The 26307-nt window shown below is 50.2% G+C and carries 30 protein-coding genes, 1 pseudogene and 1 other annotated feature; of the genes and pseudogenes, 30 read left to right on the plus strand and 1 reads right to left on the minus strand.

Annotation, left to right across the window (positions count from 1 at the left end; genetic code table 11):
* Positions 1–9: 9 nt before the first annotated feature.
* The 19 genes from OGV71_RS12180 to OGV71_RS12270 all read left to right on the plus strand — a co-directional run bounded on the left by OGV71_RS12180 (position 10) and on the right by OGV71_RS12270 (position 16071).
* Positions 10–1086, plus strand: a complete 1077-nt coding sequence (locus OGV71_RS12180; RefSeq protein WP_286533341.1) for a major capsid protein — start codon at positions 10–12, stop codon at positions 1084–1086.
* A 9-nt stretch (positions 1087–1095) separates the two neighbouring features.
* Positions 1096–1389: a hypothetical protein gene (locus OGV71_RS12185; RefSeq protein ID WP_286533343.1), complete on the plus strand. Its 294-nt coding sequence runs from the start codon at positions 1096–1098 to the stop codon at positions 1387–1389.
* Positions 1390–1451: 62 nt separating this feature from the next.
* Entirely contained in the window at positions 1452–1853 is a 402-nt protein-coding gene (locus OGV71_RS12190) for a DUF7370 family protein (protein WP_032646328.1), read from the plus strand.
* 173 nt (positions 1854–2026) lie between these two features.
* Complete coding sequence (locus tag OGV71_RS12195; RefSeq protein ID WP_286533345.1) at positions 2027–2383, plus strand: hypothetical protein; 357 nt, start codon at positions 2027–2029, stop codon at positions 2381–2383.
* A gap of 99 nt (positions 2384–2482) precedes the next feature.
* Positions 2483–3028: an HNH endonuclease gene (locus OGV71_RS12200; protein ID WP_286533347.1), complete on the plus strand. Its 546-nt coding sequence runs from the start codon at positions 2483–2485 to the stop codon at positions 3026–3028.
* Positions 3029–3077: 49 nt separating this feature from the next.
* A complete protein-coding gene (locus tag OGV71_RS12205; protein ID WP_286533349.1) occupies positions 3078–3446 on the plus strand; it encodes an HK97 gp10 family phage protein in 369 nt (122 codons plus the stop codon).
* Positions 3443–3664, plus strand: a complete 222-nt coding sequence (locus OGV71_RS12210; RefSeq protein WP_286533351.1) for a hypothetical protein — start codon at positions 3443–3445, stop codon at positions 3662–3664. Before OGV71_RS12205 ends, OGV71_RS12210 begins: the two co-directional genes overlap by 4 nt.
* Complete coding sequence (locus tag OGV71_RS12215) at positions 3661–4053, plus strand: phage tail termination protein (protein WP_286533353.1); 393 nt, start codon at positions 3661–3663, stop codon at positions 4051–4053. The genes OGV71_RS12210 and OGV71_RS12215 overlap by 4 nt, the downstream gene beginning before the upstream one ends.
* Before the next feature lie 19 nt (positions 4054–4072).
* Positions 4073–4816 carry an Ig-like domain-containing protein gene (locus OGV71_RS12220; RefSeq protein ID WP_286533355.1) on the plus strand — a complete coding sequence of 248 codons (744 nt, stop codon included), beginning with the start codon at positions 4073–4075 and terminating at the stop codon, positions 4814–4816.
* A gap of 59 nt (positions 4817–4875) precedes the next feature.
* Positions 4876–5550, plus strand: coding sequence for a DUF6246 family protein (locus tag OGV71_RS12225; protein WP_286533358.1), 675 nt, complete (start codon positions 4876–4878; stop codon positions 5548–5550).
* A gap of 96 nt (positions 5551–5646) precedes the next feature.
* A complete protein-coding gene (locus tag OGV71_RS12230) occupies positions 5647–6165 on the plus strand; it encodes a hypothetical protein (protein WP_286533360.1) in 519 nt (172 codons plus the stop codon).
* A gap of 60 nt (positions 6166–6225) precedes the next feature.
* Entirely contained in the window at positions 6226–8871 is a 2646-nt protein-coding gene (locus OGV71_RS12235; protein WP_286533362.1) for a tape measure protein, read from the plus strand.
* 8 nt (positions 8872–8879) lie between these two features.
* Positions 8880–9110 (plus strand): hypothetical protein, encoded by a 231-nt coding sequence (locus tag OGV71_RS12240; protein ID WP_097759335.1) that lies wholly within the window; start codon positions 8880–8882, stop codon positions 9108–9110.
* 37 nt (positions 9111–9147) lie between these two features.
* On the plus strand, positions 9148–9645 hold the full coding sequence (locus tag OGV71_RS12245) for a hypothetical protein (RefSeq protein WP_286533365.1): 498 nt from the start codon (positions 9148–9150) through the stop codon (positions 9643–9645).
* Complete coding sequence (locus OGV71_RS12250) at positions 9645–10115, plus strand: hypothetical protein (protein WP_284957617.1); 471 nt, start codon at positions 9645–9647, stop codon at positions 10113–10115. Before OGV71_RS12245 ends, OGV71_RS12250 begins: the two co-directional genes overlap by 1 nt.
* The gene (locus OGV71_RS12255; protein ID WP_284957619.1) at positions 10078–10494 is read left to right on the plus strand and encodes an NlpC/P60 family protein; all 417 of its coding nucleotides are present in this window, start codon (positions 10078–10080) and stop codon (positions 10492–10494) included. The genes OGV71_RS12250 and OGV71_RS12255 overlap by 38 nt, the downstream gene beginning before the upstream one ends.
* On the plus strand, positions 10481–12958 hold the full coding sequence (locus OGV71_RS12260; RefSeq protein ID WP_286533371.1) for a host specificity factor TipJ family phage tail protein: 2478 nt from the start codon (positions 10481–10483) through the stop codon (positions 12956–12958). Before OGV71_RS12255 ends, OGV71_RS12260 begins: the two co-directional genes overlap by 14 nt.
* 58 nt (positions 12959–13016) lie before the next feature.
* Positions 13017–14969: a tail fiber/spike domain-containing protein gene (locus OGV71_RS12265; RefSeq protein WP_286533373.1), complete on the plus strand. Its 1953-nt coding sequence runs from the start codon at positions 13017–13019 to the stop codon at positions 14967–14969.
* Positions 14970–15054: 85 nt separating this feature from the next.
* Complete coding sequence (locus OGV71_RS12270) at positions 15055–16071, plus strand: acyltransferase family protein (RefSeq protein ID WP_286533375.1); 1017 nt, start codon at positions 15055–15057, stop codon at positions 16069–16071.
* Positions 16072–16112: 41 nt separating this feature from the next.
* Here OGV71_RS12270 and OGV71_RS12275 read toward each other — a convergent pair.
* Positions 16113–16226, minus strand: a pseudogene (locus OGV71_RS12275) (integrase); the annotation flags it as partial.
* A 269-nt stretch (positions 16227–16495) separates the two neighbouring features.
* On the opposite strand from OGV71_RS12275, the gene thrS reads away from it, so the two are divergent.
* From thrS to btuD, 11 genes are all read left to right on the plus strand, one after another.
* A complete protein-coding gene (gene thrS / locus OGV71_RS12280) occupies positions 16496–18424 on the plus strand; it encodes a threonine--tRNA ligase (protein ID WP_003832572.1) in 1929 nt (642 codons plus the stop codon).
* 3 nt (positions 18425–18427) lie between these two features.
* Positions 18428–18970, plus strand: coding sequence for a translation initiation factor IF-3 (gene infC / locus OGV71_RS12285; protein ID WP_048997935.1), 543 nt, complete (start codon positions 18428–18430; stop codon positions 18968–18970).
* Positions 18971–19066: 96 nt separating this feature from the next.
* A complete protein-coding gene (gene rpmI, locus OGV71_RS12290; RefSeq protein WP_003030583.1) occupies positions 19067–19264 on the plus strand; it encodes a 50S ribosomal protein L35 in 198 nt (65 codons plus the stop codon).
* 55 nt (positions 19265–19319) lie between these two features.
* Positions 19320–19676, plus strand: a complete 357-nt coding sequence (rplT, locus tag OGV71_RS12295) for a 50S ribosomal protein L20 (RefSeq protein ID WP_003030578.1) — start codon at positions 19320–19322, stop codon at positions 19674–19676.
* Positions 19677–19796: 120 nt separating this feature from the next.
* Positions 19797–19921: a sequence feature (Phe leader region), on the plus strand.
* Positions 19802–19846: a pheST operon leader peptide PheM gene (gene pheM, locus OGV71_RS12300; protein ID WP_001386830.1), complete on the plus strand. Its 45-nt coding sequence runs from the start codon at positions 19802–19804 to the stop codon at positions 19844–19846. (Overlaps the previous feature by 45 nt.)
* Before the next feature lie 124 nt (positions 19922–20045).
* A complete protein-coding gene (gene pheS / locus OGV71_RS12305) occupies positions 20046–21029 on the plus strand; it encodes a phenylalanine--tRNA ligase subunit alpha (RefSeq protein WP_003832580.1) in 984 nt (327 codons plus the stop codon).
* A 15-nt stretch (positions 21030–21044) separates the two neighbouring features.
* Positions 21045–23432, plus strand: coding sequence for a phenylalanine--tRNA ligase subunit beta (gene pheT / locus OGV71_RS12310; RefSeq protein WP_003030574.1), 2388 nt, complete (start codon positions 21045–21047; stop codon positions 23430–23432).
* A gap of 4 nt (positions 23433–23436) precedes the next feature.
* Complete coding sequence (gene ihfA, locus OGV71_RS12315; RefSeq protein WP_003030571.1) at positions 23437–23736, plus strand: integration host factor subunit alpha; 300 nt, start codon at positions 23437–23439, stop codon at positions 23734–23736.
* Between the two features lie 153 nt (positions 23737–23889).
* Positions 23890–24870 carry a vitamin B12 ABC transporter permease BtuC gene (gene btuC, locus OGV71_RS12320; RefSeq protein WP_003030570.1) on the plus strand — a complete coding sequence of 327 codons (981 nt, stop codon included), beginning with the start codon at positions 23890–23892 and terminating at the stop codon, positions 24868–24870.
* A 60-nt stretch (positions 24871–24930) separates the two neighbouring features.
* Entirely contained in the window at positions 24931–25482 is a 552-nt protein-coding gene (locus OGV71_RS12325; protein ID WP_003030569.1) for a glutathione peroxidase, read from the plus strand.
* The gene (gene btuD, locus OGV71_RS12330; RefSeq protein WP_003030567.1) at positions 25482–26231 is read left to right on the plus strand and encodes a vitamin B12 ABC transporter ATP-binding protein BtuD; all 750 of its coding nucleotides are present in this window, start codon (positions 25482–25484) and stop codon (positions 26229–26231) included. The genes OGV71_RS12325 and btuD overlap by 1 nt, the downstream gene beginning before the upstream one ends.
* Positions 26232–26307 lie beyond the last annotated feature (76 nt).

Here is a 26307-nt window from a genome sequence, read left to right on the forward strand (position 1 = left end):
CAAACACATATGTACTTCTCAAAAGAGACGCTGGCGACTAACTCCCGCCTCGGCGGGCACTGGAGCGAGCTGTGGGCAAACCGCAACATGTGGAACCTGCAGAACAATTCCATCATTGCAGCTAACCGCGCAATGATGACGCCTGACATGCTGGCTTGTAACGCTATTGGCGGTTTCTCCCGTGACTTCTGGGCTGAGATTGACAACCAGGTGCTGCAGCTGCGGGATCAGGAAGTCGGCATGGAAATCGTGAACGACCTGATCGGCGTTCAGACGGTGCTGCCGGTCGGTAAAACCGCCAAGTTGTATAACGTAGTTGGCGACATTGCTGATGACGTGTCGGTAAGCATCGATGGGCAGGCGCCGTTCTCATTCGACCACACTGACTACGCGAGCGATGGCGACCCGATTCCGGTGTTCACAGCTGGTTACGGTGTAAACTGGCGTCATGCTGCTGGCCTGAACTCTGTTGGCATTGACCTGGTGCTGGACTCCCAGATGGCGAAGATGCGCAAGTTCAACCAGAAACGCGTCAACTACTACCTGAACGGCGATTCAAAAATTCAGGTTCAGTCCTACCCGGCGCAGGGCATCAAGAACCACCGAAACACCAAGAAGATCAACCTCGGTTCCGGTGCTGGTGGCGCGAACATCGACCTGACCACCGCTGACATGACCGCGATCTTCGCATTCTTCGGTAAAGGCGCATTCGGCACCACCGCGCGCACTAACAAAGTCGCCTCATACGATGTGATGTGGGTTTCTCCAGAAATCTGGGCAAACCTGGCGCAGCCGTACGTGGTTAACGGCGTTGTAAGCGGCACTGTGTTGCAGGCTGTCCTGCCGTTCGCGCCGGTGAAAGAAATCCGCATGAGCTTCGCGCTGACCGGTAACGAGTTTATCGCGTACGTTCGTCGCCGTGACGTGATCTCTCCACTAGTGGGTATGGCTGTAGGCGTTGTTCCGCTGCCGCGTCCACTGCCTAACGTTAACTACAACTTCCAGATTATGTCTGCTGAAGGTCTGCAAATCACCGCAGACGATCAGGGCCTGTCTGGAGTTGTCTACGGCGCTAACCTTGCGTAAGGGAACAACATGGCTAAATACGAAGTTGTGCGCCCGTGGTTCGGCGTAAAGGTAGGGCAGGTAGTGGAGTTGAAAGAACTGCACCCGGCGCTGAAGTCTAACGTCCGTCTCATGAATGGTGAGGCAGGCGGAGAACTTACCCCGTCGACGCCTGATGCCGGTACCGGTGAGAAATCCCGCAAAGAGGTTATCCAGGCTCGTCTGACTGAACTAGGAATCGAGTTCAAAAGCAACCTGGGGGCTGAAAAGCTCAGTGAGCTGTTGCCTGACGGTGAGCTCGAAAAGCTTTTCCCTACTGAATAACAGCCGCCGCTAAGGCGGTTTTTTTATGCCCCGCTCCGGCGGGGTATTTCACGGAGTCGATAATGGTAACTCTCGAACAGGCGAAGGAGTATCTGGAGAGCCAGGGAATTACCATTCCCGATTTTGTTCTTCAGGCTCTCGTCGACCAGGCCAACAGCATTCAGGAGTGTCTCGATGCGCATTATCCGGCATCGACAGCGCTGCTGATTCAGCTCTATCTGCTGGCGCTTATGGGGCTCGGGCAGGGGGATAAGTACATCTCAAGCCAGACAGCTCCGAGTGGTGCGTCTCGCTCGTTCCGATACCAGTCGTTCACCGATCGCTGGAAGGCCTCGGTTAACCTGTTGCGCGGGCTGGATAAGTACGGCTGCGCCACCTCGCTAATTCCTGCCGACCCTACAGCCGCCCCGGCATTCGCTGGCATCTGGATCGGGAAGGGCGGCTGCATGTGCGGGGGCAAGTGATGACGTACAAATCAGTAACGGAAGGCAAGCCGAAGCCGCTCACTCGCGTATGGGTCGAGACCGATACCGGGCGGGAGACTACCGGCTACGTTAAATCGGACGGGGAGTGGTTCATCAACTGCCCGCGCATCCGGGCGACTGGCGCGAAAGTGCTGAGGTGGAAGGAGTGACCAATGTCGGCAACAGCTAACTGGAGTTACACCGCCAAAGCAACCATCTGGCGAAAACAGGCTGGCGGCAAGGACGAATACGGGGATCCGATTGATGGGTACGCCGCACCGGAAGTCATCATGTGCGACTACGAAGGCGGCCTGAGCAAGCGAATCGCGAGCATCGGCGAGGAAATCGTGGTCAAGAACACGGTATGGTCTGAGTACGCGCTAGCTGCCGCTGGTGACTATCTGCTAATTGGTGAGTCCACCAACGTCGACCCGGTTGTCGCCGGTGCTGACGAGGTGCGGCAGGTTATCCGCTATGCCGACACGTTCGAGCGCCTGGCGGATGATTGGGCAATTATTACCGGCATTTGATATAATTGAGGCGCGCGGCTAGACCGGCCAGTCGAAAGCGGAGAACACAGACTCTGTTGCCGCGCACCTTCATCTGTGAAACCTACTGTGAGGTTTATTATGGCTAAAGAGCCTGCTATTGAATTCCTGCGCGAATGCTTCAGCTACAACCCAGAAACCGGAGACATTATTTGGCTGCCAAGACCAAGAATTCATTTCGCAACCGAGAGGGTATTCAAAACCTGGCATTCTCGATTCTGCGGTAAGATCGCAGGTGGAGTGAACTCAAAGGGGTATATTGAAATTGGCATGCTGGGAAGGTTGATGAAGGCTCACCGGATAGCCTGGGCCTTGTCCTATGGCGAATATCCATCAGGCGATATCGACCACATTAACGGAGTCAGGGATGATAACCGCCTAATCAACCTGCGTGATGTCACCAGGCGAGGCAATAGCAGAAATGCAGCTAGGCACAGAAATAACAATTCCGGAATCAGTGGTGTCTATTGGCACATCAGAGACAACAGATGGGTTGCTGCGATTAATTTCGCGGGAATGCAGCGACATCTCGGTTATTACCCCTGCCTGATTGATGCAGCTGCTGCTAGAAAATCAGCTGAGCTGAAATATGGCTACCATGAAAATCATGGTAGAGCGCAGTTATGAGTGTAAAAAAGGTCGCTCCTGCGGCCTTTTTTATTGCATGGAGAAAACCATGGCTGGAAAAGTAAGGGGGATCAGTCAGGCGAAAGCCAACCTCGATAAGCTAATCAGTGACGTGCAGGGGCGCAAGGTTGTCCGGGCAATCCAGTCAGCGCTGATCATCGGTAGCTCACAAGCTGCGCTTTTTACCCCAATCGACACGTCCACGCTGCTGAATAGCCAATACCGCGAGCTGGACGTTAACGGAACGAAAGTAACTGGCAGGGTGGGCTATTCAGCGAATTACGCGGTATACGTCCATGACCCGAATGTGCCCCAAACATTCAGCAGGGCTACAGCACAGAAAGAGTTCCTGACCAAAGGCTTCGAAGATATGAAAGATGCCATCGACAGGACAATCAAAAAGGAGATGTCGTTATGAAGCTTTCAAATCTTCATTTTGTCGGCGATGGTCGGGGTCGCAGGAGAGTGTTGGTGAACGGCAACGAGATAAGGCATGTTGTGGCTGCCGATATTGATAAAGGCACGGTCCTGTTTCACCCCTATCCATTTCGCCTACATAAAATCCGCAGAGGGGAAGTATATAGTCGTCGACTAAAGGGAAAAGTTGAGGTGATTTTTATGGGGGATGAAATGTGACCCCTCCAATGCACCAACGAGTAAAAAACCTGATTGTCGCCGCCGGACTAACTGATGGATACATCGTTCAGTCGTTGACCTGGACGGATTCAGGGAAGTTAGTAGACCGGTTCATCGTTTTCAGGCCAAACGGCGGAACGTCAGTAGATCGGGACATAGGCTCTGACCATTACGTCCTGGTCGATCTGATTTCAGGCAAGGCTACCGGCGAATACGCCAAATCTGAAGCGGATGCTCAGGCCATCGTCGACTACGTGCAGCAAAACCCCATCACCGACCCCTGCGTCGGACAAATCACCAACATGGGCGGCATACCATCCCCGGTTTTAACGACTGAGGGGCGCATGGTCTGGCGTCTGCAATTTGCCTGTTCTTACGGCGAAAGTTAAATACCAAAGAGGAATTACCATGGCAGCAAATTGCCCTACAGACAACACCAAGTTGTTTGGCCGCGCCATTGTGCTCGAAGTAGCTGATGGCTGTGCAGACACAATGCCGCTTGAGTCGGAATGGATGGCTTTAGCAGCTGGCACCAGTAAAGGTTTCGACTTCTCTCCTAACAGCGTTACGTCGGATGCTGATGACACCAAAGGTTACGTTGAGAACATCGTCACCAACGCTGACTTTACTATCTCGTTTGAAGGTGAGGTTCGCCGTAACGACAAGCTCGATCAGTATGGTGTAGGTCGCCTTATTAAGTACTTCAACACCGAAATTCAGGCGGCCCGTCAGCCTACTCTTTGGGTGCGGATGGAGTTTGGTCCGGTAACGTTCATCGGCTACATGCTGATCAACGCCCTGAGTTCTGACGGCGGCACAAATGACATCATCACGTTCTCTACCGAATTTAAGGTGGCCGCTGCCGATACAATTCAGGTTATCGACACTGAAGATGATGTGGCTGTTGCAAGCGTTAGCGTTACACCGTCGACCAGTTCTGGAGCAGTCGGTACAACAGTGCAACTGACCGCCAACATCCTGCCGGCAGACGCAACTGACAAGACTGGCGTCTGGTCATCCTCAGATCAGACTAAAGCAACGGTTAACTCAAGCGGCCTGGTGACGCGCGTCGCCACCGGCACGGCAACCATCACCTTCACCACGAATGATGGCGGCAAAACTGGCACAAGCTCCATCACCGTTACTGCGTAATTGCCATTTCAGGGGCTTCCTCATGGTGGCCCCGAAAATGGTTATTTCAGGAAAAAGATATGACGCCCTATAAAGAGATCGGCGAGTGCCTGATAACAAGCGGCGAGTATGAATACTTCTTCCGCCCATCATTCTCTGCAATGAGCCGGATTGGCGAACCGCAAGAGATCGTGCAGTGCTTTTATGACCTGCATAACGATGAAGTAACGCCCATCATTAATCGCGCTGTAGCCGCTTACGGTACTCTCCCTCAGTGGCTGATTAATCAAATCCATAAAACGGATTACGGCCGCCTGGCGAGAAACGCTGCCATGTCTGTTCTGACTGCATGCTGCGACGCTGATGTGATTAAGCTGATTGGCGAATATGTGCCGGGAAAAACAGGCAGGAAAACATTCCTGTATAAGCCTGGTGAAATGGATTTGTTCTCAATGATAGTTGTCGCTCAATCGCTTATCACCCACGGAATAATCGGCAAGGCTAAAGTCAGGCAGTTGCAGAGGCATGAAAGCAATCAAGCCGTAACCGAATTCAGAGTCTTTGAGTACATCAACGCCGCCAGAAACCACTTCGGCATGAGCAGGAATGAGGCTGAGCAGTTAAGCATGACGGAGTTTCAGATGATGCTGGCGGCCAAATATCCTGACCAGAAAGGCTTCACGCGCGAAGAGTATGATCAAGTCGCGGACGAGTATCTTGCCAGAAAGGCCAAAAGGCTGGGCAAAGCAGCTTAACAGCGAAACACTGTGCAACATTGCACCTCATCGGTTGATATGTGATCGGTTCCTGATAGGATGTTTCTTAGCTATCAACATGAGATGGAATAATAAATGAACAAAAAAGGGTTGGCGGTTGGGGTCGCTATTTTGGTTGCTTGTGGCATAGGGTCCGTTTACTTGGTATCTCCTTCGGATGCCCAGGGAGCGGCAATGATCGATGCGTGTAGTAATTTAGTAAAAAGCCAAATGAAATCACCATCATCATACAGAATGATCGATTCAATTTATGATATTAAGGTCGTCAATAAGGATGACCTTCCTGCAAAACTGGATGCAATAAATTCTGACGCGATCAGACAGGGTGTTGAAAAAGGGTACTTCAGTATTAGTGAAGGAAAGGCTTTTGTTGAATTCGAATCCCAAAATTCATTTGGCGTAATGCTTAAGGGTAGCGCTCAATGTAACTTCAACATTTACGACACCTCGTGGGCTTCTTTCGAGTCAGCCACGGTTGGAGACCGACAGGCATCTATGGCAGACCTGATTATTGTTTCATCCCAACATAAAGTTGATGACACCTTCAAATCAAAATTCAAATACCTTAAGTACAAGCTATTTAAAACCATCTGAAAACTACTCAGTAAATAGAGCCCGCTTTAAGCGGGTTTTTTTATGCCCGGAGATTAATAAATGGCAGGCGATAAGCAATTAGGCAGCATTGTTTACCAGGTAGAGATGGATGTCGCTGATCTGATTGCCGCTCAGCAAAAAGTTAACCAGCGCCTTGACCAGATGGATGGAAGTTTCAATAAATCATCTCAGTCTGCTGGGCGCTTTGAAGGGGCGCTGAACAAGGTTGGCGTTGCTATCGGGGCTGCCTTTACTCTGGAAACAGCAAAGCGTCTGATCGCAATTGGCGATGAGATGAACACGCTTCAGGCGCGAGTAGCGCGGCTTAGCCCAAGTATTGATGCCGCCAGAGAAACAATGAAGTCGCTTTCTGTCATTGCATCGCAGACCGGTAGCAGCCTTTCTGACACAGAGCGGCTGTGGGAATCTATGACATCCGCGCTTAAGGAAACAGGCGCGACAAACTCTCAGATTCTGGCGCTCACATCCACCCTTCAAAAGATTGGGACGATCGGCGGTTCTTCGGCTGAAGAAATGTCTAACGCGCTTCGCCAGTTTGGTCAGTCTATTGCAGGCGGAACGGTTCGGGCTGAGGAATTCAACTCAATACTGGAGCAGATGCCAGAGCTTGCTCGCCAAATCGCTTCCGGCCTCGGAATATCTATCGGTGAACTACGTAAAAGAATGCTTGAGGGGAAATTAAGTGCAACTGACGCGCTTAATGCTATTCAGGATCGTTCTCAGGCGGTGAATGAAGAATTCGATAAGATGCCGGTCAGCATCGAGAGGGCAAAAAACAGCCTTGATGTGGCATTCAGAAATGCGATAAGCGATCTGAACCAGGCTATTGGCCTGACGTCTACGCTTGCCGGGCTGATGCAGAACGTTGCTGATAACCTGAACTTCTATAACAACAATGCTGGCGATGCGGCAAGGATGCCGAAGCTGATTAAGCTTCAGCAAGACCTCAATAAAGAGGTTCAGGAGGGGCAGCGCTGGTACGAGACTGACACCGTTTTCCAGCAGCGTAGAGGCCAGGCAGCATTTGAGCTTAAAAAGACCGAGCAGGAAATAGCCAGCATTCGGGCCAAGGCTGCGCAGGATGCGAAAAATAACAGCGGATTTAAGCCTTCTGGCACTAAAGGCGACGACGCAGCAACCCAAAAGCTTGTCAAAAACTCTGAGAGAAGGCTTGCTCTGTCAAAGCTTGAAGGTGAGGCTCGCGCCCGTCTTCAGGCTCAATATGACGCCGCTGATGCAGGAGTAACGGATCAGAAAAGAGTTAAAGCAATTGAGGATCAGTACGCCGCGACTTACCGAAATACTGAGGCTCAAAAAGAGAACAACAGGGAAGGGAAGACTTCTGCAAGTCAGGCCGAGGCAATTGCACAGAAGCTTGAGAACCTGAAAGAGCAGTCAGAGCTTGCAGCAGACTCAACAAGCCAGTTAAGTCGCGAGCAAGCCATCCTCAACGCCCAGCAATCGCTTGGTAAGTCGGCAACACAGGCGCAGATAGACCTTGCCGGCCAGTACGCGGCGAAGAAATGGGATACTGCGAATGCCATTAAGGCACAAGCTGCCGCTGAGAAGCTGTTGCCGGAAGCGCGCGAAAACGCCAGCTATAAGCAGGATGTTGATGACCTCAAAACCGCTTTGGCGGCCAAGAAGATTAGCCAGGAACAGTACGACAAAACTGCTGAGAGGCTTGAAGCCAATCATCAGGCGAATTTGGCTAAGATTCGAGCTCAACAGGTTGTAACCCCGCAGCAGTCTGCTAAAGGTGAGGTAGATCCGGTTCAAAGGCTTGCTAACCAGCACGCTCAGGAGTTGGCGTTAATACAGCAGTTTGAAAGCCAGAAGGGGCAGTTAACCCAGAGAGGACTGGAACTGACGAATGCGGCCAATAGGAAGTATGAGCAGGAGAGGATTGCAGCTCAGTGGGAGATATTCAGAAACCAAAACGCCGGGACGGAAGCGCTGGCCGCTTCAATTGACGCGCTCGCAGGAAATGCGTCCAACGCATTAACGGGAATTATCACCGGTAGCATGACGGCTAGTGATGCAATGCGCTCTCTTGGTAGCACTGTCCTCAACAGTCTGGTTAATACCTTCGTGCAGATGGGGGTTGAGTGGGTCAAATCGGCGATTATGGGTGGGACTGCCCAAAAGGCTGCGATAGTGTCTACAACCGCAGTGCAAAACGCCGCCGTAGGTACTCAGTTAGCTGTTAGCTCTGGCGCTGCAGCTGCAACCACCGCCGCATGGACACCCGCTGCAATAATGGCTTCCATTGCATCAATGGGCACAGCTGCAAAAATCGGTCTTGCTGCCGTGGCTGTTCTTGGGGTGGGGGCGTTAGCTGGCAAGCGCAAGAACGGCGGCCCTGTATCTGCTGGAGGAATGTACCAGGTCGGCGAAGGTGGCATGCCTGAGATTTACCAGGCCAGCACCGGTAAGCAGTACATGATACCTGGCGATAACGGCAAAGTGATCAGCAACAAGGATATGACTTCTGGCGGCGGTGTAAACGTCATAATCAACGTTCAGAATATGACGGGAGCCACATTTGACGCTCAGGCTACGAATAATAGAGATGGTACAATAACCGTGGATGCCATCATTGCTGATCTAAATAATGGCGGTCCAATTTCTCAGGGCATAACAAGTAATTTCAATGCCAAAAGAACACCACGCGGTCAAAATTGAGAGGGAACATGGATAGTATTTTGCCGGGCGAATCAAAAAGCATGCCACTTGAAAGCGGGAAGGTAGTCAAATATTCAGCTAATCGAGCTGTTAATTTTGAGTTTTTGCTTACAGATGGCACTTATATTACAGGTGTTATTCCTGCTGGTGAGACCCTTGAGTTCAAGAGTAACGGCTCTATTCAAGAATTTAACATTAAAATTTTTGAAGCTCCGAGACGACCAACTGCCATAGATTAAACCCGCTTCGGCGGGTTTTTTAATGCCTGGAGTTTAGATGCCAATTATCAACTATCCAGACTGGCTGCCGCTGGCGCAGAAGGCCAGTAAAAACATGACGCTCGATACCGGGTTCCAGACCGATCAGCCAGCGGTTGGCCCGGCTATCTTTCAGAACCAGACCGATGATCTAAAAGTGACCTGGTCACTGACGTGGATCTTTACGTCGGCAGAGGAGCGCGCATTCCAGCAGTGGCTGCGCAGCCCAAACTACCTAAACCGTGGGCTAAATTGGTTCCGTATGAAGGTGAATCTCGGCGGCAGTGGGGTACAGTTGCAGGAACTCCACTTCACGCAGATGCCTGTTCAGACAAACATCACAAACGGCGTTGTTACATGGACTGGAACCGTGATTGCAAACCACCTCTACAACGCAGATGACGAATTCGACGACATCATTGTTGAGCTGCCGCCGCCGTGGGATTCGTGGCTGGATATCGTGGTTACTGGTTATCCGGATGGACGCGATCCTGAATCACTGCCGAGGGTGCCGTAATGCCGAGCTTCAGGGAATATAAGCAGCAGCGTCCGACGCGTGGTCTGTACGACACCATCACGTTCTACCATCCATCATTTGGCTATGTTCGCCTGGTCGATAAGCAATTCTTCCCGAAGACGCTCGGCGGCCAGGTGTACACGCCAGCGCGCTTTGAAATTGAAGAGAGTCAGCAGAGCGGTACGCCGGTGATCGACGCTACGGTTAAGTTAGGTCGGCTGTCGTCTGATATCAAAGCACTGATGAAGCAGTGGAAGGGGGCAGCCAGACTGACGGCTATCACGGCCACGCGGCAGATCTTCGATAGTGGAGACGTGTCTGTACCGATAAAGTCGTGGGAGTTATACGTCAAGACGGTAGATATAGACGCCGATGCCGCTTCTGTCACGCTTTCTGTCACCAACCCGCTGAACAACAACATAGGCCGACTTTATGATCCGCAGGAATACACCGGGCTGCAGTACCTCTGATTTTATCAGCAAGGTGGTCGGCGTGCCGTGGGCTAATCGTGCCTGTTCGTTCGAGAGGGTCGACTGCTGGGGCCTGGTAGTGCTGTATTACCGTCACGTCCTCGGCATTGAGTTGCATCAGACACCGGACTACGAAGCCGGGGAGGACTTTTTCACCTGCTACCAGGGTGACGTCGTTTTCTGGCGTAAGGTCGATAAACCAGTTGAAGGTGGGATATTCGTCGGGTACCGCGGTGCGCAACCGGCACACGTTGGACTGGTGCTTAACAGGCAGGCGTTGCACTCTCGAGGCGAGAACGGAAGCGTGCGCATGGACTCGTTGCTGGTCATTCAGCGTGCATTTACAAAGGTGGAGTATTTTTCGTATGGCGTTGATTGAAATCCAGCGTTTCCCGGGAACGCCGAAAGAACGCTGCATGGTGCCAAACGGCACCCTTTTTTATGACTGGATGGCTGCCAACGACGCCACCTTTCATCGCGATCTACTGATCTTCCGCAATGGCGTGAAGCTGGGCGATGATGATGAGCTGGCGTTTGAACTGAGCGAACTGGACACCATTCAGATATTCGACCAGCCAAAAGGCATTATCAACGATATTCTCAGCCCAATATTCAAAGTTGTTGGCGCTGTGTTTTCCTTCCTGGCTCCGAAGCCTGCAATTGCTAACAACGGTGGCAACACCGTCGACTCACCGAATAATAGCCTGACTGGGCAAACGAATACTGCGCGAGTATACAAGGCTAAACCTGACATTTACGGACAGGTCAGATCTTTCCCTGACTTGATTCAGGAGTCGATGTTTGAATATGTGCGCCAGAGTGAGAACGATGGTGGTCTGAAATATGTCACTGAGTGGATGTGTATTGGTATCGGTAAGTATAACTATGAGTCTGTTCGTTACTCAGAGTCGAGTCTTGGATCGATGGCCGGTGCTGAATACCAGTTTTATCAGCCTGGTGAAGTGATACCGACTATTAACGAGGGGTATTCATTCGACGACGTCGACGGGCAGGAGATGCCAGGTCCCAACGAAAGCGACAATTTCCCGGTAGAATCTGCGACGGCAAATACCGTAGTCAGCGGGGATTATGCAGGCGGCCAGATAGCGATGAAAATCGTCAAGCAGGCTGAATTCGACTACTTCATGGGGCTGGTGTTACCACACTCCGTAACATTCACTATTAACGTCACCTACAACACGACATCAGGAAGCGTTACTGAAGATGTGCTTTTTTCAGGCACGCTGATTTCTGCTGTGGAGAGTGATGATGGCGCCGTTATAGACCCTGTTCAGTGGTACACGTTCACCATGACAGACTTGCAGGGACCGCCTACCGTTCCCTCTACAGCTACCATTAATACGACGAAATTCATCCTCAACGATAATGAGGCGCTTGTTGTGGGGCCTTTTTTCTCGCCAGTTGAGTCAACAGAGCTTTGGCTGCATACGCAGTCATCACTGGGTGGGGGAAACTGGACTGACTGGACGGTGACAATCTGGAAAATCGATGACGATTACAATCAGATCCCCGGGACACAACAGACATTCACCTATCATCAGGGAACGCCGCATAAGTCGACCAGCGAAGTGTTTTATCGGACCGATAAAATAATTCCAGCAGGAGGATTTGGTAAATACGCCATCAACTTCCAGCGTACAAACAACTCTAATGATGCGTCCATTCTTAAAGTTGAGGAAATTCACGCCGTCAACATCCGAAGCAACGTAGTTCATCCGACCGATACGTTGGTTCGCGTCAAGGTGCGGGCAACAGAGAACGCACTGGGTAGTCGTGACCGAAAATATAACGCTCTGGTGACTCGTCAGACCATCAGTTACAACCTGACGACACAGACCGTCGATTATACATTTCGTCCATCGCGTTCTTTTGCTGACGCGGTTGCACATACCTGGCTTGTAATGGGTGGCCAGCCAGAAAGCAGCATTGATCTGTACGGATTGTACTCTATAGCTGAGAGCCTGACTGATGAGCGTCTTGGTTACTTCGACTATACGTTTGACGATGAAAACGACTCGCTTGGCGACCGCGTGCAGGCGATCTGCAATGCGGCGTCTGTCATGGCGTACTGGGATGACGGCGTACTGACGTTCACCCGCGATCAGAAAGTCGATTACCCGGCGGCAGTATTCAACCGGGCGAACATGAAGACGGATGAGTACAAAATGACGTATGAGGCTACGCTACCAGGCGGTTACGATGGAGTGCAGGTCTCCTATGTCCACCCGACCACGAACAATAAGACGTACATCAATTACCGCGTGCTGAACGGAGCTATTGTCGAGCAGGAAGCGGAGAACCCGAACAAGCTGGAGATAGTTGGATTCCGTAACGAGTATCAGGCTCGGGAACGCGCGCTGCGCGAAACAAAACGCCTCATCTACTCCCGGGTGAAGATGAACGCCAAAGTGTTTGAGGACGGGATTATCCAGGTTGGAAGTGTCATTCAGATGCCAGACATTTATGACAGCAACCAGCAGCAGGGTTATATCACTGGCCGCACCGGGAATAACTTCGACGCCAGCGAGCCGATCACGTTTTCCGGTTCAATGTATGTTCTGGTGACCGACAGTATGGGAAACCCGACGCTGCGCTATCCGGCAACGGCCCGCCCCGACACGAAATACGGATTCACCGCAGCAATACCAGATATTCAGCTCAACATATGGAACGGAGATACAGTGCAACTCCCGTCGCGCTATCTCATAGCGACAGTGGAAGAACTAGACAGCCAACTATGGACGGTAAACAGCATCAAACCAAATTCAGATAACACGGTATCTCTTACCGTCGCAGAGTACAGCGACGCCATCTACCAATGAGAACCTTCACCGACCAACAAGACCCGGCCACCGAGCCGGGTTTTTTAATGGGAAAATTATGAGCACTACACCTACTAACCTGCCAGTACCGAGTGAAAAACCGCAAGATCTGAAATTTAACGCGGGGAAAATTGATGAGTTTGTCACATCGCTGGCGCGGCAATACATAGACCGATTCGGTGGGAAGCGCTACACCATCGAAGGTCTGCGATGGCTTGCACAGCAAGCTATTGCGCAGTACGGATGGGTGCTTATCGACTCATTCCAGGATGGTGCAGATATCACGCTACCTAATCAGGCGCTGCGAGACGAGTCCACCGGTGAATATTATCGATGGGATGGCGCATTGCCAAAGCATGTTGATGCTGGTTCCACTCCTTCTTCTTCAGGCGGTGTTGGAGTTGGAGCCTGGATTGGCATTGGTGATGCATCTTTACGGAGCATGCTAGCCAGCAGTGCCGACGGCATGGGTGATGCACTTATGGCCGTCAAGCTGTCTTATATTGGCTCTGTTGTTCGCACTCAGCATGACAAGAATGCTGACTTTATCAGCGCTAAGGATTTTGGTGCTGTCGGGGACGGACAGTATCATCTGTTGAGCGAATATTATCCGACCTTAGCCTCTGCGCAAGCGGTTTATCCATTTATAACATCGCTGTCTCAAACCATCGATTTTGCGGGAATTCAAGCTGCAATAAACACAGGTAGAAATGTGTTTGTCCCATCAGGTTTATATTACACAAGCACTCCATTTGATATGAGCGCGAGTAACACCATAAAAGGTGAGACAAACCCAGAGATAAACAGGCCCGCAACATTCATATCGGTGGTTGGTAATATTACCTGTTTCCACTATGGCAATGTTTTTAATTGTGCGAACATAGAGAATTTCTACATCTTCTATGACGGGGGAAGACCTACGTTACCTTCTGGAAATGACGGTAAGATAGGGATATTAATGGATGGTACTTCGGCATCCCCTGGTGTTATAAGTATAAAGAATGTGGATATAGACGGTGCCTGGTGGGGTATTTACGATTCTACAGGCAATTACCTGTCTAAATATATACATGTATGGTGCCGTAATGTGGCGCATGGCTTTTACAAGGCAAACGGAACTACCATCCAATGGGATACGTGCTATGTAATGAATGCTGCTCAGGCCTGGTATGTAGTTAACTGCCTGTCCCCTCAGTTGATAAACTGCGCTGCTGACAAAATTGTAGTGGATGGTACACAGTACACTTTTGACTCTGCTGGCCTTTATTTTTCAGGATGCAAGAGTGTTACATTTAGCGGTTATGATGGAGAGTCTAATGTAATAAAAAACAGCAATGGTGTTACCGCTGCATATATGAGATTCCATGATTCGTTTGTACACATGTCGGGTATCGCAGGGCACGGAAATGCTATGGAGAGTTCTGGCGGCGGAATTGTTAGTTATTTCTATGCAACGGGCAACAGTATTGTAAACATCAAGTCTTCAGTAGACTGTTTTTTAGATGCTCAGACAATAACCTATACAGGAACTGGGTACCCTAACACCTTGCTGACAGATTCTACAGCAAAAATTCTTGCTGAGGGTTGTAGATTTAAGGCTCCAACAGGTGGCACTCCAGCTGTGTCAGCAATCAGTACAGGGAACGTGGTTTTTTCTGATTGCGCTCTAACCGGAATTCAGACTGCTGGAACTTATGCAGAAACAAGAAGTGCAGAAGGATTAATGATACCGGCAGTGTATACAGCCAAGGGGGTCCAGGCAGTACCAGCCAACACACCAACAACATTGTTTGAGTTACCAAACAAACAAGGAACTTACTTAATTAGCGTATGGGCGTCTGGTAGCGGGACTAACTTTGCATCTACTCAATTGGCGATGTATGACGGATCGTTATACCTTACCCCCTTAAAGATTGGTGGGCTTATTTCGTTTACAGTGACAGGAAGGATAGTAACCATCACAAGTCAAGGTTGGACAACATTCACTTGGTCGTACGTTAAAGTTGGGTGATCGAAAAAAAGCGCCGGTTGGCGCTTTTTGCTTCATTGGAAATGTGTTAATGTCCAGTCAATTAAAACTCATTGTTGGTCAATAAATGAACGGTAAAATAAAATCTCTTGACGGTATAAGGGCTATAGCTGTTTTTCTTGTAATAATAGCTCATGCGACTGGAATTTATTATCATGAATATGAGGCTTCACTCGGAGGTATTTCTCAGTTTGGGGTTTGGTTGTTTTTTGTTCTTAGCGCATTTTTGTTAACAAATAGGTTTGTTACAACCGGTTTTTCATGGAGGTCACTACTTAGTTATATTCTAGGTAGATCTATGAGGATACTTCCAGTATTTGCAATCGCAGTTCTTGTATATTCATACTTCGGTTATTTCGATTTGAATATGGCATATTCAATAATAACCATGAAAGAGGCAGCGCTTCATTTCTGGACGATACCAATAGAATATAAGTTTTATTATATATTGCCATTTATTGCTTTTGCTGGAATTTATTTGGGAAAAATAAGCAACTGGAATATCTCAGCGTTGTTATTGGCTGTTTCAGCAATAGTGTTTAATATTCTGTCACCAAATGTTATGTGGTACATTCCAATATTTCTTTTTGGAATGTCAGCAGCATTTCTTTATCAAAAGAAAAGTTTAAATTTCGGTGGTAAGTTTTATGATTTAATTTTTATATTTTTTTTGCTGTCAGTTATTTTTGCACTTCCTAAAGTAATGCATATGATAACAGGTAGTTATTCAGATGGCTGGGTTCTAAACAAATTTGTATTTTACTCACCAATTTTTGCCTTGGTTATTTTAATGATGAGCTACGGTGAAGGATTCTTTGCTAAAATTCTATCAAGCCCTGTTTTGTCATATATAGGTAAGTGGAGTTTTTCTATCTACCTATGGCACTTTCTTATTCTTGCAATGGGCGTCTGGTTTGTTGGCATGAATTTCTACATGTATATATTTACAATGATAGCTTCTGTTTTTGTTGGCGCTATTAGCTTCTACTTAATTGAAAATCCAATGGAGAAGTTAAGGCACAAGATAATGAGTATGATAACCAGCAAGAGAATATCCGATAAGGCTATCGGAAAGGAAGCATAAGATTCGTCACAAGGCCGCGCTAGCGGCCTTTGTTTCATTTGTCACTTCATATTCCCATCAATCCAGTCCGCCCACCACTGCATCATCTCCCGTCGTTTATCAATGTACTGATCGTGATTGCATGCCCTACGCATAGAGACACTGCTAGCATGCGCTCGCATCTTATTCACTTAGTCGATCGCATCTATTGATGCAAAGCAATTTGAATCAATGTGAAACAGAGTGGTGCAATCACCACTTTTTTAGTGTTACCATCATTTTACCGGGTGAGAGGCTGAGGATGTCAGTTTTTCATTTGTGTACCAGATTGTGTACCAATTTAGCGATTGTTGGTTAGATGGTTGCACAACTTACTGTAAACAAATAAATTTTCTCTTTGTATGTGATCTTACGTGTGGGTCACCACTGCAAATAAGGATATAACATGCCTGTTATTACTCTTCCTGATGGCAGCCAACGCCATTACGACCACGCTGTAAGCCCCATGGATGTTGCGCTGGACATCGGTCCAGGTCTGGCGAAAGCCACTATTGCTGGCCGTGTTGACGGTGAGCTGGTAGATGCTTCCGATCTGATTGAGCATGATGCGAAGCTCTCCATCATCACCGCGAAGGATGAAGAAGGTCTGGAGATCATTCGTCACTCCTGTGCGCACCTGTTAGGGCACGCGATCAAACAACTCTGGCCGCACACCAAAATGGCGATCGGACCGGTTGTTGATAACGGTTTTTACTACGATATCGATCTTGACCGTACGTTAACCCAGGAAGACGTCGACGCGCTTGAGAAGCGGATGCACGAGCTCGCTGAGAAAAACTACGATGTCATTAAGAAGAAAGTCAGCTGGTACGAAGCGCGTGAAACCTTCGTGAAGCGTGGCGAGACCTATAAAGTCTCCATTCTTGATGAAAACATTGCCCATGATGACAAGCCTGGCTTGTACCATCATGAAGAATATGTCGATATGTGCCGTGGCCCGCACGTGCCGAATATGCGTTTCTGCCATCACTTCAAACTGATGAAGACCGCAGGGGCATACTGGCGTGGCGACAGCAATAACAAGATGCTGCAGCGTATTTATGGTACTGCATGGGCAGATAAAAAAGCCCTGAATGCCTACCTGCAACGTCTGGAAGAAGCGGCCAAACGCGATCACCGTAAAATCGGTAAACAGCTTGACCTGTATCATATGCAGGAAGAAGCACCGGGTATGGTGTTCTGGCACAACGATGGCTGGACTATCTTCCGTGAACTGGAAGTATTCGTTCGCTCAAAACTGAAAGAATACCAGTATCAGGAAGTGAAAGGTCCGTTCATGATGGACCGCGTGCTGTGGGAAAAAACAGGTCACTGGGACAACTACAAAGATGCGATGTTCACCACCTCTTCTGAGAACCGTGAATACTGCATTAAGCCAATGAACTGCCCTGGCCACGTACAGATCTTTAATCAGGGTCTGAAATCCTATCGCGATCTGCCGCTGCGTATGGCTGAGTTTGGTAGCTGCCACCGTAATGAACCGTCAGGTGCGCTGCATGGCCTGATGCGTGTTCGTGGCTTCACTCAAGATGATGCGCATATCTTCTGTACTGAAGAGCAGATTCGCGATGAAGTTAACGCGTGCATTCGTATGGTCTACGATATGTACAGCACCTTTGGCTTCGAGAAAATCGTCGTCAAACTGTCCACTCGCCCCGAAAAACGTATCGGCAGCGATGAAATGTGGGACCGTGCTGAAGCTGACCTGGCCGTTGCGCTGGAAGAAAACAACATCCCGTTTGAGTTCCAACTGGGTGAGGGCGCGTTCTACGGTCCGAAAATTGAATTTACCCTGTATGACTGCCTCGATCGTGCATGGCAGTGCGGTACTGTACAGCTGGACTTCTCCCTGCCGTCCCGTTTAAGCGCCTCTTACGTTGGCGAAAACAACGAACGTCAGGTGCCGGTTATGATTCACCGTGCAATTCTTGGGTCGATGGAACGTTTCATCGGTATCCTGACCGAAGAGTTCGCTGGCTTCTTCCCGACCTGGCTTGCGCCGGTTCAGGTTGTGGTCATGAACATCACCGATTCTCAGTCTGAATACGTTAACGAATTAACGCAGAAACTACAAAATGCAGGTATTCGTGTAAAAGCAGACTTGAGAAATGAGAAGATTGGCTTTAAAATCCGCGAGCACACTTTACGTCGTGTCCCTTACATGTTGGTCTGTGGCGACAAAGAGGTAGAAGCAGGCAAAGTTGCCGTGCGCACCCGTCGTGGCAAAGACTTGGGCAGCCTGGACGTAAATGAAGTGATTGAGAAGCTGCAACAAGAGATTCGCAGCCGCAGTCTTCAACAACTGGAGGAATAAGGTATTAAAGGCGGAAAACGAGTTCAAACGGCACGTCCGAATCGTATCAATGGCGAGATTCGCGCCCTGGAAGTTCGCTTAACAGGTCTGGAAGGCGAAGCTTTGGGTATTGTGAGTCTGAGAGAAGCGATCGAAAAAGCTGAAGAAGCTGGAGTAGATTTAGTTGAAATCAGCCCTAACGCCGAACCGCCAGTTTGTCGTATTATGGACTACGGCAAGTTCCTTTATGAAAAGAGTAAGTCTTCTAAGGAACAGAAGAAAAAGCAAAAAGTTATCCAGGTTAAGGAAATTAAATTCCGTCCTGGCACCGACGATGGCGATTACCAGGTAAAACTCCGCAGCCTGGTACGCTTTCTGGAAGATGGCGATAAGGCTAAGATCACGCTGCGTTTTCGCGGTCGTGAGATGGCCCACCAACAGATCGGTATGGAAGTGCTCAACCGCGTCCGTGACGATCTGAGTGAACTGGCAGTAGTCGAATCCTTCCCTACGAAGATCGAAGGCCGCCAGATGATCATGGTGCTCGCTCCTAAGAAGAAACAGTAAGGCCTTCAAGTAGCAATGTCTGTGGAGCCTACGGGTTCCACAGCCGTTGTTCGCCTACGTTTCGTTTATTAACAATGCGAAGTGGAAGTTATTAAAATGCCAAAAATTAAGACCGTACGCGGTGCTGCTAAGCGTTTCAAAAAAACCGGTGGTGGTGGATTTAAGCGTAAGCACGCAAACCTGCGTCATATTCTGACCAAAAAATCTACTAAGCGTAAACGTCACCTGCGTCCAAAAGGCCTCGTGTCTAAAGGCGATCTGGGTCTGGTTATCGCGTGCCTGCCGTACGCATAAGCCGTTAACGTTTAATTCATTTTTTTACTAAGAATATAGATACAGGAGAGCACATATGGCTCGCGTAAAACGTGGTGTAGTTGCCCGTGCACGTCACAAGAAAATTTTGAAACAAGCTAAAGGCTACTACGGTGCGCGTTCTCGCGTATACCGCGTTGCCTTCCAGGCTGTTATCAAAGCTGGTCAGTACGCTTATCGTGACCGTCGTCAGAAAAAGCGTCAGTTCCGTCAACTGTGGATTGCGCGTATCAACGCAGCAGCACGTCAGAACGGTATTTCTTACAGCAAATTCATCAACGGCCTGAAAAAAGCCTCTGTTGAAATCGACCGTAAGATCCTGGCTGACATCGCAGTATTCGACAAAGTAGCGTTCACCGCTCTGGTCGAAAAAGCGAAAGCAGCTCTGGCATAAGCCGGTGAAAAGAGGGAGCCTGGCTCCCTCTCTTTTATTTGCAGTACAATCAATTAGTTGACAATTTATCCGTAAGCCTTTTCAATAAAGGTTGTCCGGTTTTTACCACACAAGGTAACGCAAGCATGAATGCTGCTATTTTCCGCTTCTTCTTTTACTTTAGCACCTGAAATCAGGAGGCTTGCGCGTGAAAGAAGAAACGGAAAACAGCGCCTAAAAGCCTCCCTGGTGGAGGCTTTTTTTATACGCGTCATCCTTCAAGTTGTCTCTGTATTGGCTGCATTCGCTCTTTTGCTGCGTTGATACAACTTGAATGATTTTGCGTATATATGAGCGACTAGTGAATATCGCAACATAACGAGGAAAACCATGTCACATCTCGCAGAGCTGGTTGCCAGTGCAACGGCCGCCATTAACCAGGCTTCAGATGTTGCCGCGTTAGACAATGTCCGCGTCGAATATTTGGGCAAGAAAGGGCACCTGACCCTTCAGATGACAACCCTGCGCGAACTGCCGCCAGAAGAGCGCCCGGCAGCAGGTGCGGTGATAAACGAAGCCAAAGAGCAGGTGCAGCAAGCGCTGAACGCGCGTAAGGCCGAATTAGAAAGTGCTGCCCTGAATGCCCGTCTGGCAGAAGAAACTATCGATATCTCCCTGCCAGGGCGTCGTATCGAAAACGGCGGTCTGCATCCTGTAACGCGTACAATTGACAGGATTGAAAGTTTCTTTGGTGAGCTGGGCTTTACCGTGGCGACTGGTCCGGAAATCGAAGATGACTATCATAACTTCGATGCGCTGAACATTCCTGGCCATCATCCGGCGCGCGCTGACCACGACACTTTCTGGTTTGACGCGACGCGTTTGCTGCGTACGCAGACTTCCGGCGTGCAGATCCGCACCATGAAGGAAAAACAGCCGCCGATCCGTATTATCGCCCCGGGCCGTGTATATCGTAACGATTACGATCAGACTCACACCCCGATGTTCCATCAGATGGAAGGGCTGATTGTTGATACCAACATCAACTTCACCAACCTGAAAGGCACGCTGCACGATTTCCTGCGCAACTTCTTTGAAGAAGACCTGCAGGTTCGTTTCCGTCCTTCCTACTTCCCGTTCACTGAACCTTCTGCGGAAGTAGACGTGATGGGCAAAAACGGTAAGTGGCTGGAAGTGCTGGGTTGCGGGATGGTTCACCCGAACGTGCTGCGTAATGTTGGCATCGATCCGGAAATCTACTCGGGCTTTGCATTTGGTATGGGGATGGAGCGTCTGACCATGCTGCGTTACGGTGTTACCGATCTGCGTTCTTTCTTCGAAAACGATCTGCGTTTCCTCAAACAGTTTAAATAAAGGCAGGATAAAACAATGAAATTCAGTGAACTGTGGTTACGCGAATGGGTAAACCCGGCGATTGACAGTGATGCTCTGTCAAACCAAATCACGATGGCGGGTCTGGAGGTTGACGGTGTGGAACCTGTTTCCGGCGCGTTCAACGGCGTTGTGGTGGGTGAAGTGGTTGAATGTGGCCAGCACCCGAACGCTGACAAACTGCGTGTCACCAAAGTGAATGTAGGCGGCGACCGTCTGCTGGATATCGTCTGCGGTGCGCCAAACTGCCGTCAGGGGTTGAAAGTGGCTGTGGCAACCGTTGGTGCCGTTCTGCCGGGCGATTTCAAAATCAAAGCCGCGAAACTGCGCGGTGAGCCGTCTGAAGGTATGCTGTGCTCATTCTCTGAGCTGGGTATTTCCGACGATCATAACGGTATTATCGAACTGCCGGCCGATGCACCAATTGGCACCGATATCCGTGAATACCTTAAGCTTGACGACAATACTATCGAAATCAGCGTCACGCCGAACCGCGCCGACTGCTTAGGCATTATCGGTGTCGCACGTGATGTTGCTGTGCTGAACAAAGCTCCGCTGGTTGAGCCGGAAATCGCGCCTGTAGCGGCAACCATTAGCGACGTCCTGCCGATTCAGGTTGAAGCCGTGGAAGCCTGTCCACGCTATCTGGGCCGCGTGGTTAAAGGTATCAATGTTAAAGCGCCGACCCCGCTGTGGATGAAAGAAAAACTGCGTCGTTGCGGTATTCGTTCAATCGATGCCGTGGTTGACGTGACTAACTATGTGCTGCTCGAACTGGGCCAGCCGATGCACGCATTCGACAAAGACCGCATTGAAGGCGGAATTGTTGTCCGTATGGCAAAAGAGGGTGAGACCCTGGTATTGCTGGATGGCAGCGAAGCGAAGCTGAATGCGGATACGCTGGTGATTGCGGACCATAACAAAGCGCTGGCGATGGGCGGCATCTTTGGTGGCGAACATTCCGGCGTGAATGATGAAACGCAAAACGTCCTGCTGGAATGTGCATTCTTCAGCCCGCTGTCTATTACCGGTCGCGCACGTCGTCACGGTCTGCACACCGATGCTTCTCACCGCTATGAGCGTGGTGTCGATCCGGCTCTGCAACATAAGGCCATGGAACGTGCAACGCGCCTGCTGATCGATATCTGCGGCGGCGAAGCGGGTCCAGTCATTGACGTGACGAACGAAGACACGCTGCCAAAACGCGCAACCATTACGCTTCGTCGTAGCAAACTGGATCGTCTGATCGGACACCATATTGCGGATGAGCAGGTGAGCGACATTCTGCGTCGTCTGGGTTGTGACGTGACGGAAGGGCAGGATGAGTGGAAAGCGGTCGCGCCGAGCTGGCGTTTCGATATGGAAATTGAAGAAGACCTGGTCGAAGAAGTCGCCCGCGTATACGGTTATGACAATATCCCGAACACGCCGATTCAGGCGGGTCTTATCATGGGTACGCATCGTGAAGCGGATTTGTCGCTGAAACGTGTAAAAACCATGCTGAATGACAAAGGCTACCAGGAAGTAATTACCTACAGCTTCGTCGATCCGAAAGTCCAGTCGCTGCTGCACCCGGGTGAAGAAGCACTGCTGTTGCCAAGCCCAATCTCTATTGATATGTCGGCTATGCGTTTGTCCCTGTGGACCGGCTTGCTGTCTACGGTAGTGTATAACCAGAACCGTCAGCAGAACCGCGTACGTATTTTTGAAACGGGTTTACGTTTCGTACCGGATACACAGGCCAATCTCGGGATCCGTCAGGATCTGATGCTGGCGGGCGTGATCTGCGGTAACCGTCATGATGAACACTGGAATCTGGCAAAAGAGACCGTTGATTTCTATGATCTGAAAGGCGATCTGGAAGCGGTTCTCGACCTGACCGGCAAACTGGCAGACATTCAGTTCAAAGCTGAAGCGAATCCAGCACTGCATCCGGGTCAGTCTGCGGCGATTTATCTGAAAGGTGAACGTATTGGTTTCATTGGGGTTGTTCATCCTGAACTGGAACGTAAACTGGATCTGAACGGTCGCACTCTGGTGTTTGAACTGGAGTGGAATAAGCTCGCAGACCGCGTGGTGCCTCAGGCGCGTGAAGTTTCTCGCTTCCCAGCGAACCGTCGCGACATCGCGGTTGTTGTGGCCGAAAACGTTCCCGCTGCGGATATTTTATCCGAGTGTAAGAAAGTTGGCGTAAATCAGGTAGTTGGCGTAAACTTATTTGACGTGTACCGCGGTAAGGGTGTTGCGGAGGGTTATAAGAGCCTCGCTATCAGCCTGATCCTTCAGGATACCAGCCGTACACTTGAAGAAGAGGAGATTGCCGCTACCGTCGCCAAATGTGTAGAGGCATTAAAAGAGCGATTCCAGGCATCATTGAGGGATTGAACCTATGGCGCTTACAAAAGCTGAAATGTCAGAATATCTGTTTGATAAGCTTGGGCTTAGCAAGCGGGATGCCAAAGAACTGGTCGAGCTGTTTTTCGAAGAGATCCGTCGTGCTCTGGAAAATGGTGAGCAGGTAAAACTCTCTGGTTTTGGTAACTTCGATCTGCGTGATAAGAATCAACGTCCGGGCCGTAACCCGAAAACGGGCGAAGATATTCCCATTACAGCACGGCGCGTGGTGACCTTCAGACCCGGACAGAAGTTAAAAAGCCGGGTCGAAAACGCAACGCCCAAAGAAGAGTGATTTAACGATCCGTTAAGTCACTTGCTCTGCCATCAAAGCGGCAGCGCAAACCATGATATATAACTAAAAAGGCCGCTCTGCGGCCTTTTTCCTTTTCACTACCGAATCAGCACCGTAGAATCACCTTCATCTCTTTTCAGCAGAATGGAAAACATGCTGACTTTCGCCCATCAACAGCAGCGTCGAAATGTGCGCTGGATACTGTCACTGTCAGTACTTATGCTACTGGCAACGATTCTAAGCTTGTGCGCAGGAGAACAATGGATCGCTCCCGGCGACTGGTTCAGCGCCCGCGGCGATCTGTTCGTCTGGCAAATCCGACTTCCCCGTACCCTTGCCGTTTTGCTGGTAGGCGCTGCGTTGGCCTTATCAGGCGCAGTGATGCAAGCTCTCTTTGAAAATCCGCTCGCCGAGCCGGGATTATTAGGCGTGTCTAACGGCGCGGGAGTCGGGCTCATCGCGGCGGTGCTGCTGGGGCAGGGGCAACTTCCCGGCTGGGCATTGGGCCTTTGCGCCATTGCCGGGGCGCTGATTATCACGCTCATACTGCTACGTTTCGCCCGCCGCCATTTGTCTACCAGCCGTCTGCTGCTGGCAGGGGTGGCGCTGGGGATTATCTGTAGCGCGCTGATGACATGGGCCATCTACTTCTCCACCTCATTTGACTTACGACAGCTGATGTACTGGATGATGGGGGGCTTCGGTGGCGTAGACTGGCATCAGGCCTGGCTCATGATAGCGTTGATTCCGGTACTGGTGTGGATCTGCTGTCAGTCGCAGCCGATGAATATGCTGGCATTAGGAGAGATATCTGCTCGTCAGCTGGGGCTGCCCCTATGGTTCTGGCGCAACCTGCTGGTGGTCGCCACGGGCTGGATGGTCGGCGTGAGCGTGGCTCTGGCAGGGGCGATTGGTTTTATTGGGCTTGTGATCCCGCATATTTTGCGACTGTGCGGCCTCACCGATCACCGTGTTTTATTGCCAGGTTGTGCGTTGGCTGGTGCAATCGCATTACTGTTTGCTGATGTTGTCGCGCGTCTGGTGCTGGCCTCGGCTGAGTTACCTATCGGCGTGGTGACGGCCACCATGGGCGCACCGGTATTTATCTGGCTATTGTTAAAAGCCGCGCGCTAGAACGCGTTGGTTCGGTCTATGATTAAACACTGAAAATCCACCTGTTGTTCTGGAGATGCTATGCAAAACACTATCCTCGATACAGAAGTGACGACCATCGACGGCGAGGTTACCTCACTGCAGCCGTATTCCGGAAATGTGCTGTTAATCGTCAACGTTGCTTCAAAATGTGGACTGACGCCGCAGTACGAGCAACTGGAGAATCTGCAGAAAACCTGGCACCAACAGGGCTTCAGCGTTCTTGGTTTCCCTTGCAATCAGTTTCTGGGCCAGGAGCCGGGCAGCGAAGAGGAAATAAAAACGTACTGCAGTACCACCTGGGGCGTAACTTTCCCGATGTTCAGCAAAATTGACGTCAACGGCGAGGGACGCCATCCGCTGTATCAGAAGCTGATTGATGCCGCGCCAACGGCCGTTGCACCTGCGGACAGTGGGTTCTATGAGCGAATGGCGAGCAAAGGTCGTGCGCCGCTCTACCCGGACGATATTCTGTGGAATTTCGAGAAGTTTTTAGTGGGGCGCGATGGAAAAGTGCTGCAACGATTCTCACCGGATATGACGCCTGAGGATCCCATTCTGGTGCAAACCATCAAGCAGGCGCTGGCAAACTAATGTCTCGATTGATGCAGCTACAGGACGTCGCGGAATCGACCCGTCTTGGCCCGCTTTCTGGTGAGATAAAAGCAGGAGAGATCCTGCATTTAGTGGGACCAAACGGTGCCGGAAAAAGTACGCTGTTGGCGCGTATGGCGGGTCTAACGAACGGAGAGGGCAGCATCACTTTTGGTGATATGCCGTTGGAGGAATGGCCGGCTGCCAGGCTGGCGCAATATCGTGCCTATCTTGCGCAACAGCAAAATCCCCCGTTTGCGATGCCGGTCTGGCATTTTCTGACGCTGCATCAACCCGACAAAGCACGTACCGATCTGTTACAGGAGGTCGCCGATGCGCTCGGCCTGGGAGATAAACTGGGGCGCGGCGTGAACCAACTCTCCGGCGGTGAGTGGCAGCGTGTGCGCCTGGCTGCGGTTATCCTGCAGATTTGCCCACAAGCGAATCCATTAGGTCAGCTTTTACTCCTGGATGAGCCGATGAACAGTCTGGACGTCGCGCAACAAAACGCACTGGATCGATTGTTGAGTCAGCTGTGTTTGCAGGGCATAGCGATTGTGATGAGCAGTCACGACCTTAATCACACCTTACGCCATGCGCATAAAGCCTGGCTACTCAAACGCGGGAAACTGCTTGCCAGTGGTTCTCGAGATGCGGTACTGACGCCGGCTAATCTGTCTGCGGCCTATGGCGTCAACTTCCGACGTTTGGATATTGAAGGGCACAGAATGCTCATATCAACCACTTAAGTTAAATGGGTTCTTGAAAATCATATAATTTCCACGCTAAATTGGTATAAAAATAAAATTCAGAGGATTCGTACTG

This window comes from Citrobacter sp. Cf088, assembly GCF_030334295.1.
GTDB classification, from domain to species: Bacteria; Pseudomonadota; Gammaproteobacteria; order Enterobacterales; family Enterobacteriaceae; genus Citrobacter; species Citrobacter freundii.

What these genes read in the sequence shown, in the direction of transcription:
- OGV71_RS12270 (WP_286533375.1), top strand. Translation starts at nt 15,055, where the DNA reads ATGAACGGTAAAATAAAATCTCTTGACGGTATAAGGGCTATAGCTGTT.
- OGV71_RS12185 (WP_286533343.1), top strand. Translation starts at nt 1,096, where the DNA reads ATGGCTAAATACGAAGTTGTGCGCCCGTGGTTCGGCGTAAAGGTAGGG.
- OGV71_RS12225 (WP_286533358.1), top strand. Translation starts at nt 4,876, where the DNA reads ATGACGCCCTATAAAGAGATCGGCGAGTGCCTGATAACAAGCGGCGAG.
- btuC (WP_003030570.1), top strand. Translation starts at nt 23,890, where the DNA reads ATGCTGACTTTCGCCCATCAACAGCAGCGTCGAAATGTGCGCTGGATA.
- OGV71_RS12260 (WP_286533371.1), top strand. Translation starts at nt 10,481, where the DNA reads ATGGCGTTGATTGAAATCCAGCGTTTCCCGGGAACGCCGAAAGAACGC.
- rplT (WP_003030578.1), top strand. Translation starts at nt 19,320, where the DNA reads ATGGCTCGCGTAAAACGTGGTGTAGTTGCCCGTGCACGTCACAAGAAA.
- OGV71_RS12220 (WP_286533355.1), top strand. Translation starts at nt 4,073, where the DNA reads ATGGCAGCAAATTGCCCTACAGACAACACCAAGTTGTTTGGCCGCGCC.
- OGV71_RS12240 (WP_097759335.1), top strand. Translation starts at nt 8,880, where the DNA reads ATGGATAGTATTTTGCCGGGCGAATCAAAAAGCATGCCACTTGAAAGC.
- OGV71_RS12255 (WP_284957619.1), top strand. Translation starts at nt 10,078, where the DNA reads ATGATCCGCAGGAATACACCGGGCTGCAGTACCTCTGATTTTATCAGC.
- OGV71_RS12210 (WP_286533351.1), top strand. Translation starts at nt 3,443, where the DNA reads ATGAAGCTTTCAAATCTTCATTTTGTCGGCGATGGTCGGGGTCGCAGG.
- OGV71_RS12265 (WP_286533373.1), top strand. Translation starts at nt 13,017, where the DNA reads ATGAGCACTACACCTACTAACCTGCCAGTACCGAGTGAAAAACCGCAA.
- OGV71_RS12325 (WP_003030569.1), top strand. Translation starts at nt 24,931, where the DNA reads ATGCAAAACACTATCCTCGATACAGAAGTGACGACCATCGACGGCGAG.
- OGV71_RS12250 (WP_284957617.1), top strand. Translation starts at nt 9,645, where the DNA reads ATGCCGAGCTTCAGGGAATATAAGCAGCAGCGTCCGACGCGTGGTCTG.
- OGV71_RS12230 (WP_286533360.1), top strand. Translation starts at nt 5,647, where the DNA reads ATGAACAAAAAAGGGTTGGCGGTTGGGGTCGCTATTTTGGTTGCTTGT.
- pheS (WP_003832580.1), top strand. Translation starts at nt 20,046, where the DNA reads ATGTCACATCTCGCAGAGCTGGTTGCCAGTGCAACGGCCGCCATTAAC.
- thrS (WP_003832572.1), top strand. Translation starts at nt 16,496, where the DNA reads ATGCCTGTTATTACTCTTCCTGATGGCAGCCAACGCCATTACGACCAC.
- OGV71_RS12200 (WP_286533347.1), top strand. Translation starts at nt 2,483, where the DNA reads ATGGCTAAAGAGCCTGCTATTGAATTCCTGCGCGAATGCTTCAGCTAC.
- btuD (WP_003030567.1), top strand. Translation starts at nt 25,482, where the DNA reads ATGTCTCGATTGATGCAGCTACAGGACGTCGCGGAATCGACCCGTCTT.
- OGV71_RS12235 (WP_286533362.1), top strand. Translation starts at nt 6,226, where the DNA reads ATGGCAGGCGATAAGCAATTAGGCAGCATTGTTTACCAGGTAGAGATG.
- OGV71_RS12180 (WP_286533341.1), top strand. Translation starts at nt 10, where the DNA reads ATGTACTTCTCAAAAGAGACGCTGGCGACTAACTCCCGCCTCGGCGGG.
- OGV71_RS12245 (WP_286533365.1), top strand. Translation starts at nt 9,148, where the DNA reads ATGCCAATTATCAACTATCCAGACTGGCTGCCGCTGGCGCAGAAGGCC.
- OGV71_RS12190 (WP_032646328.1), top strand. Translation starts at nt 1,452, where the DNA reads ATGGTAACTCTCGAACAGGCGAAGGAGTATCTGGAGAGCCAGGGAATT.
- ihfA (WP_003030571.1), top strand. Translation starts at nt 23,437, where the DNA reads ATGGCGCTTACAAAAGCTGAAATGTCAGAATATCTGTTTGATAAGCTT.
- OGV71_RS12205 (WP_286533349.1), top strand. Translation starts at nt 3,078, where the DNA reads ATGGCTGGAAAAGTAAGGGGGATCAGTCAGGCGAAAGCCAACCTCGAT.
- rpmI (WP_003030583.1), top strand. Translation starts at nt 19,067, where the DNA reads ATGCCAAAAATTAAGACCGTACGCGGTGCTGCTAAGCGTTTCAAAAAA.
- OGV71_RS12195 (WP_286533345.1), top strand. Translation starts at nt 2,027, where the DNA reads ATGTCGGCAACAGCTAACTGGAGTTACACCGCCAAAGCAACCATCTGG.
- pheT (WP_003030574.1), top strand. Translation starts at nt 21,045, where the DNA reads ATGAAATTCAGTGAACTGTGGTTACGCGAATGGGTAAACCCGGCGATT.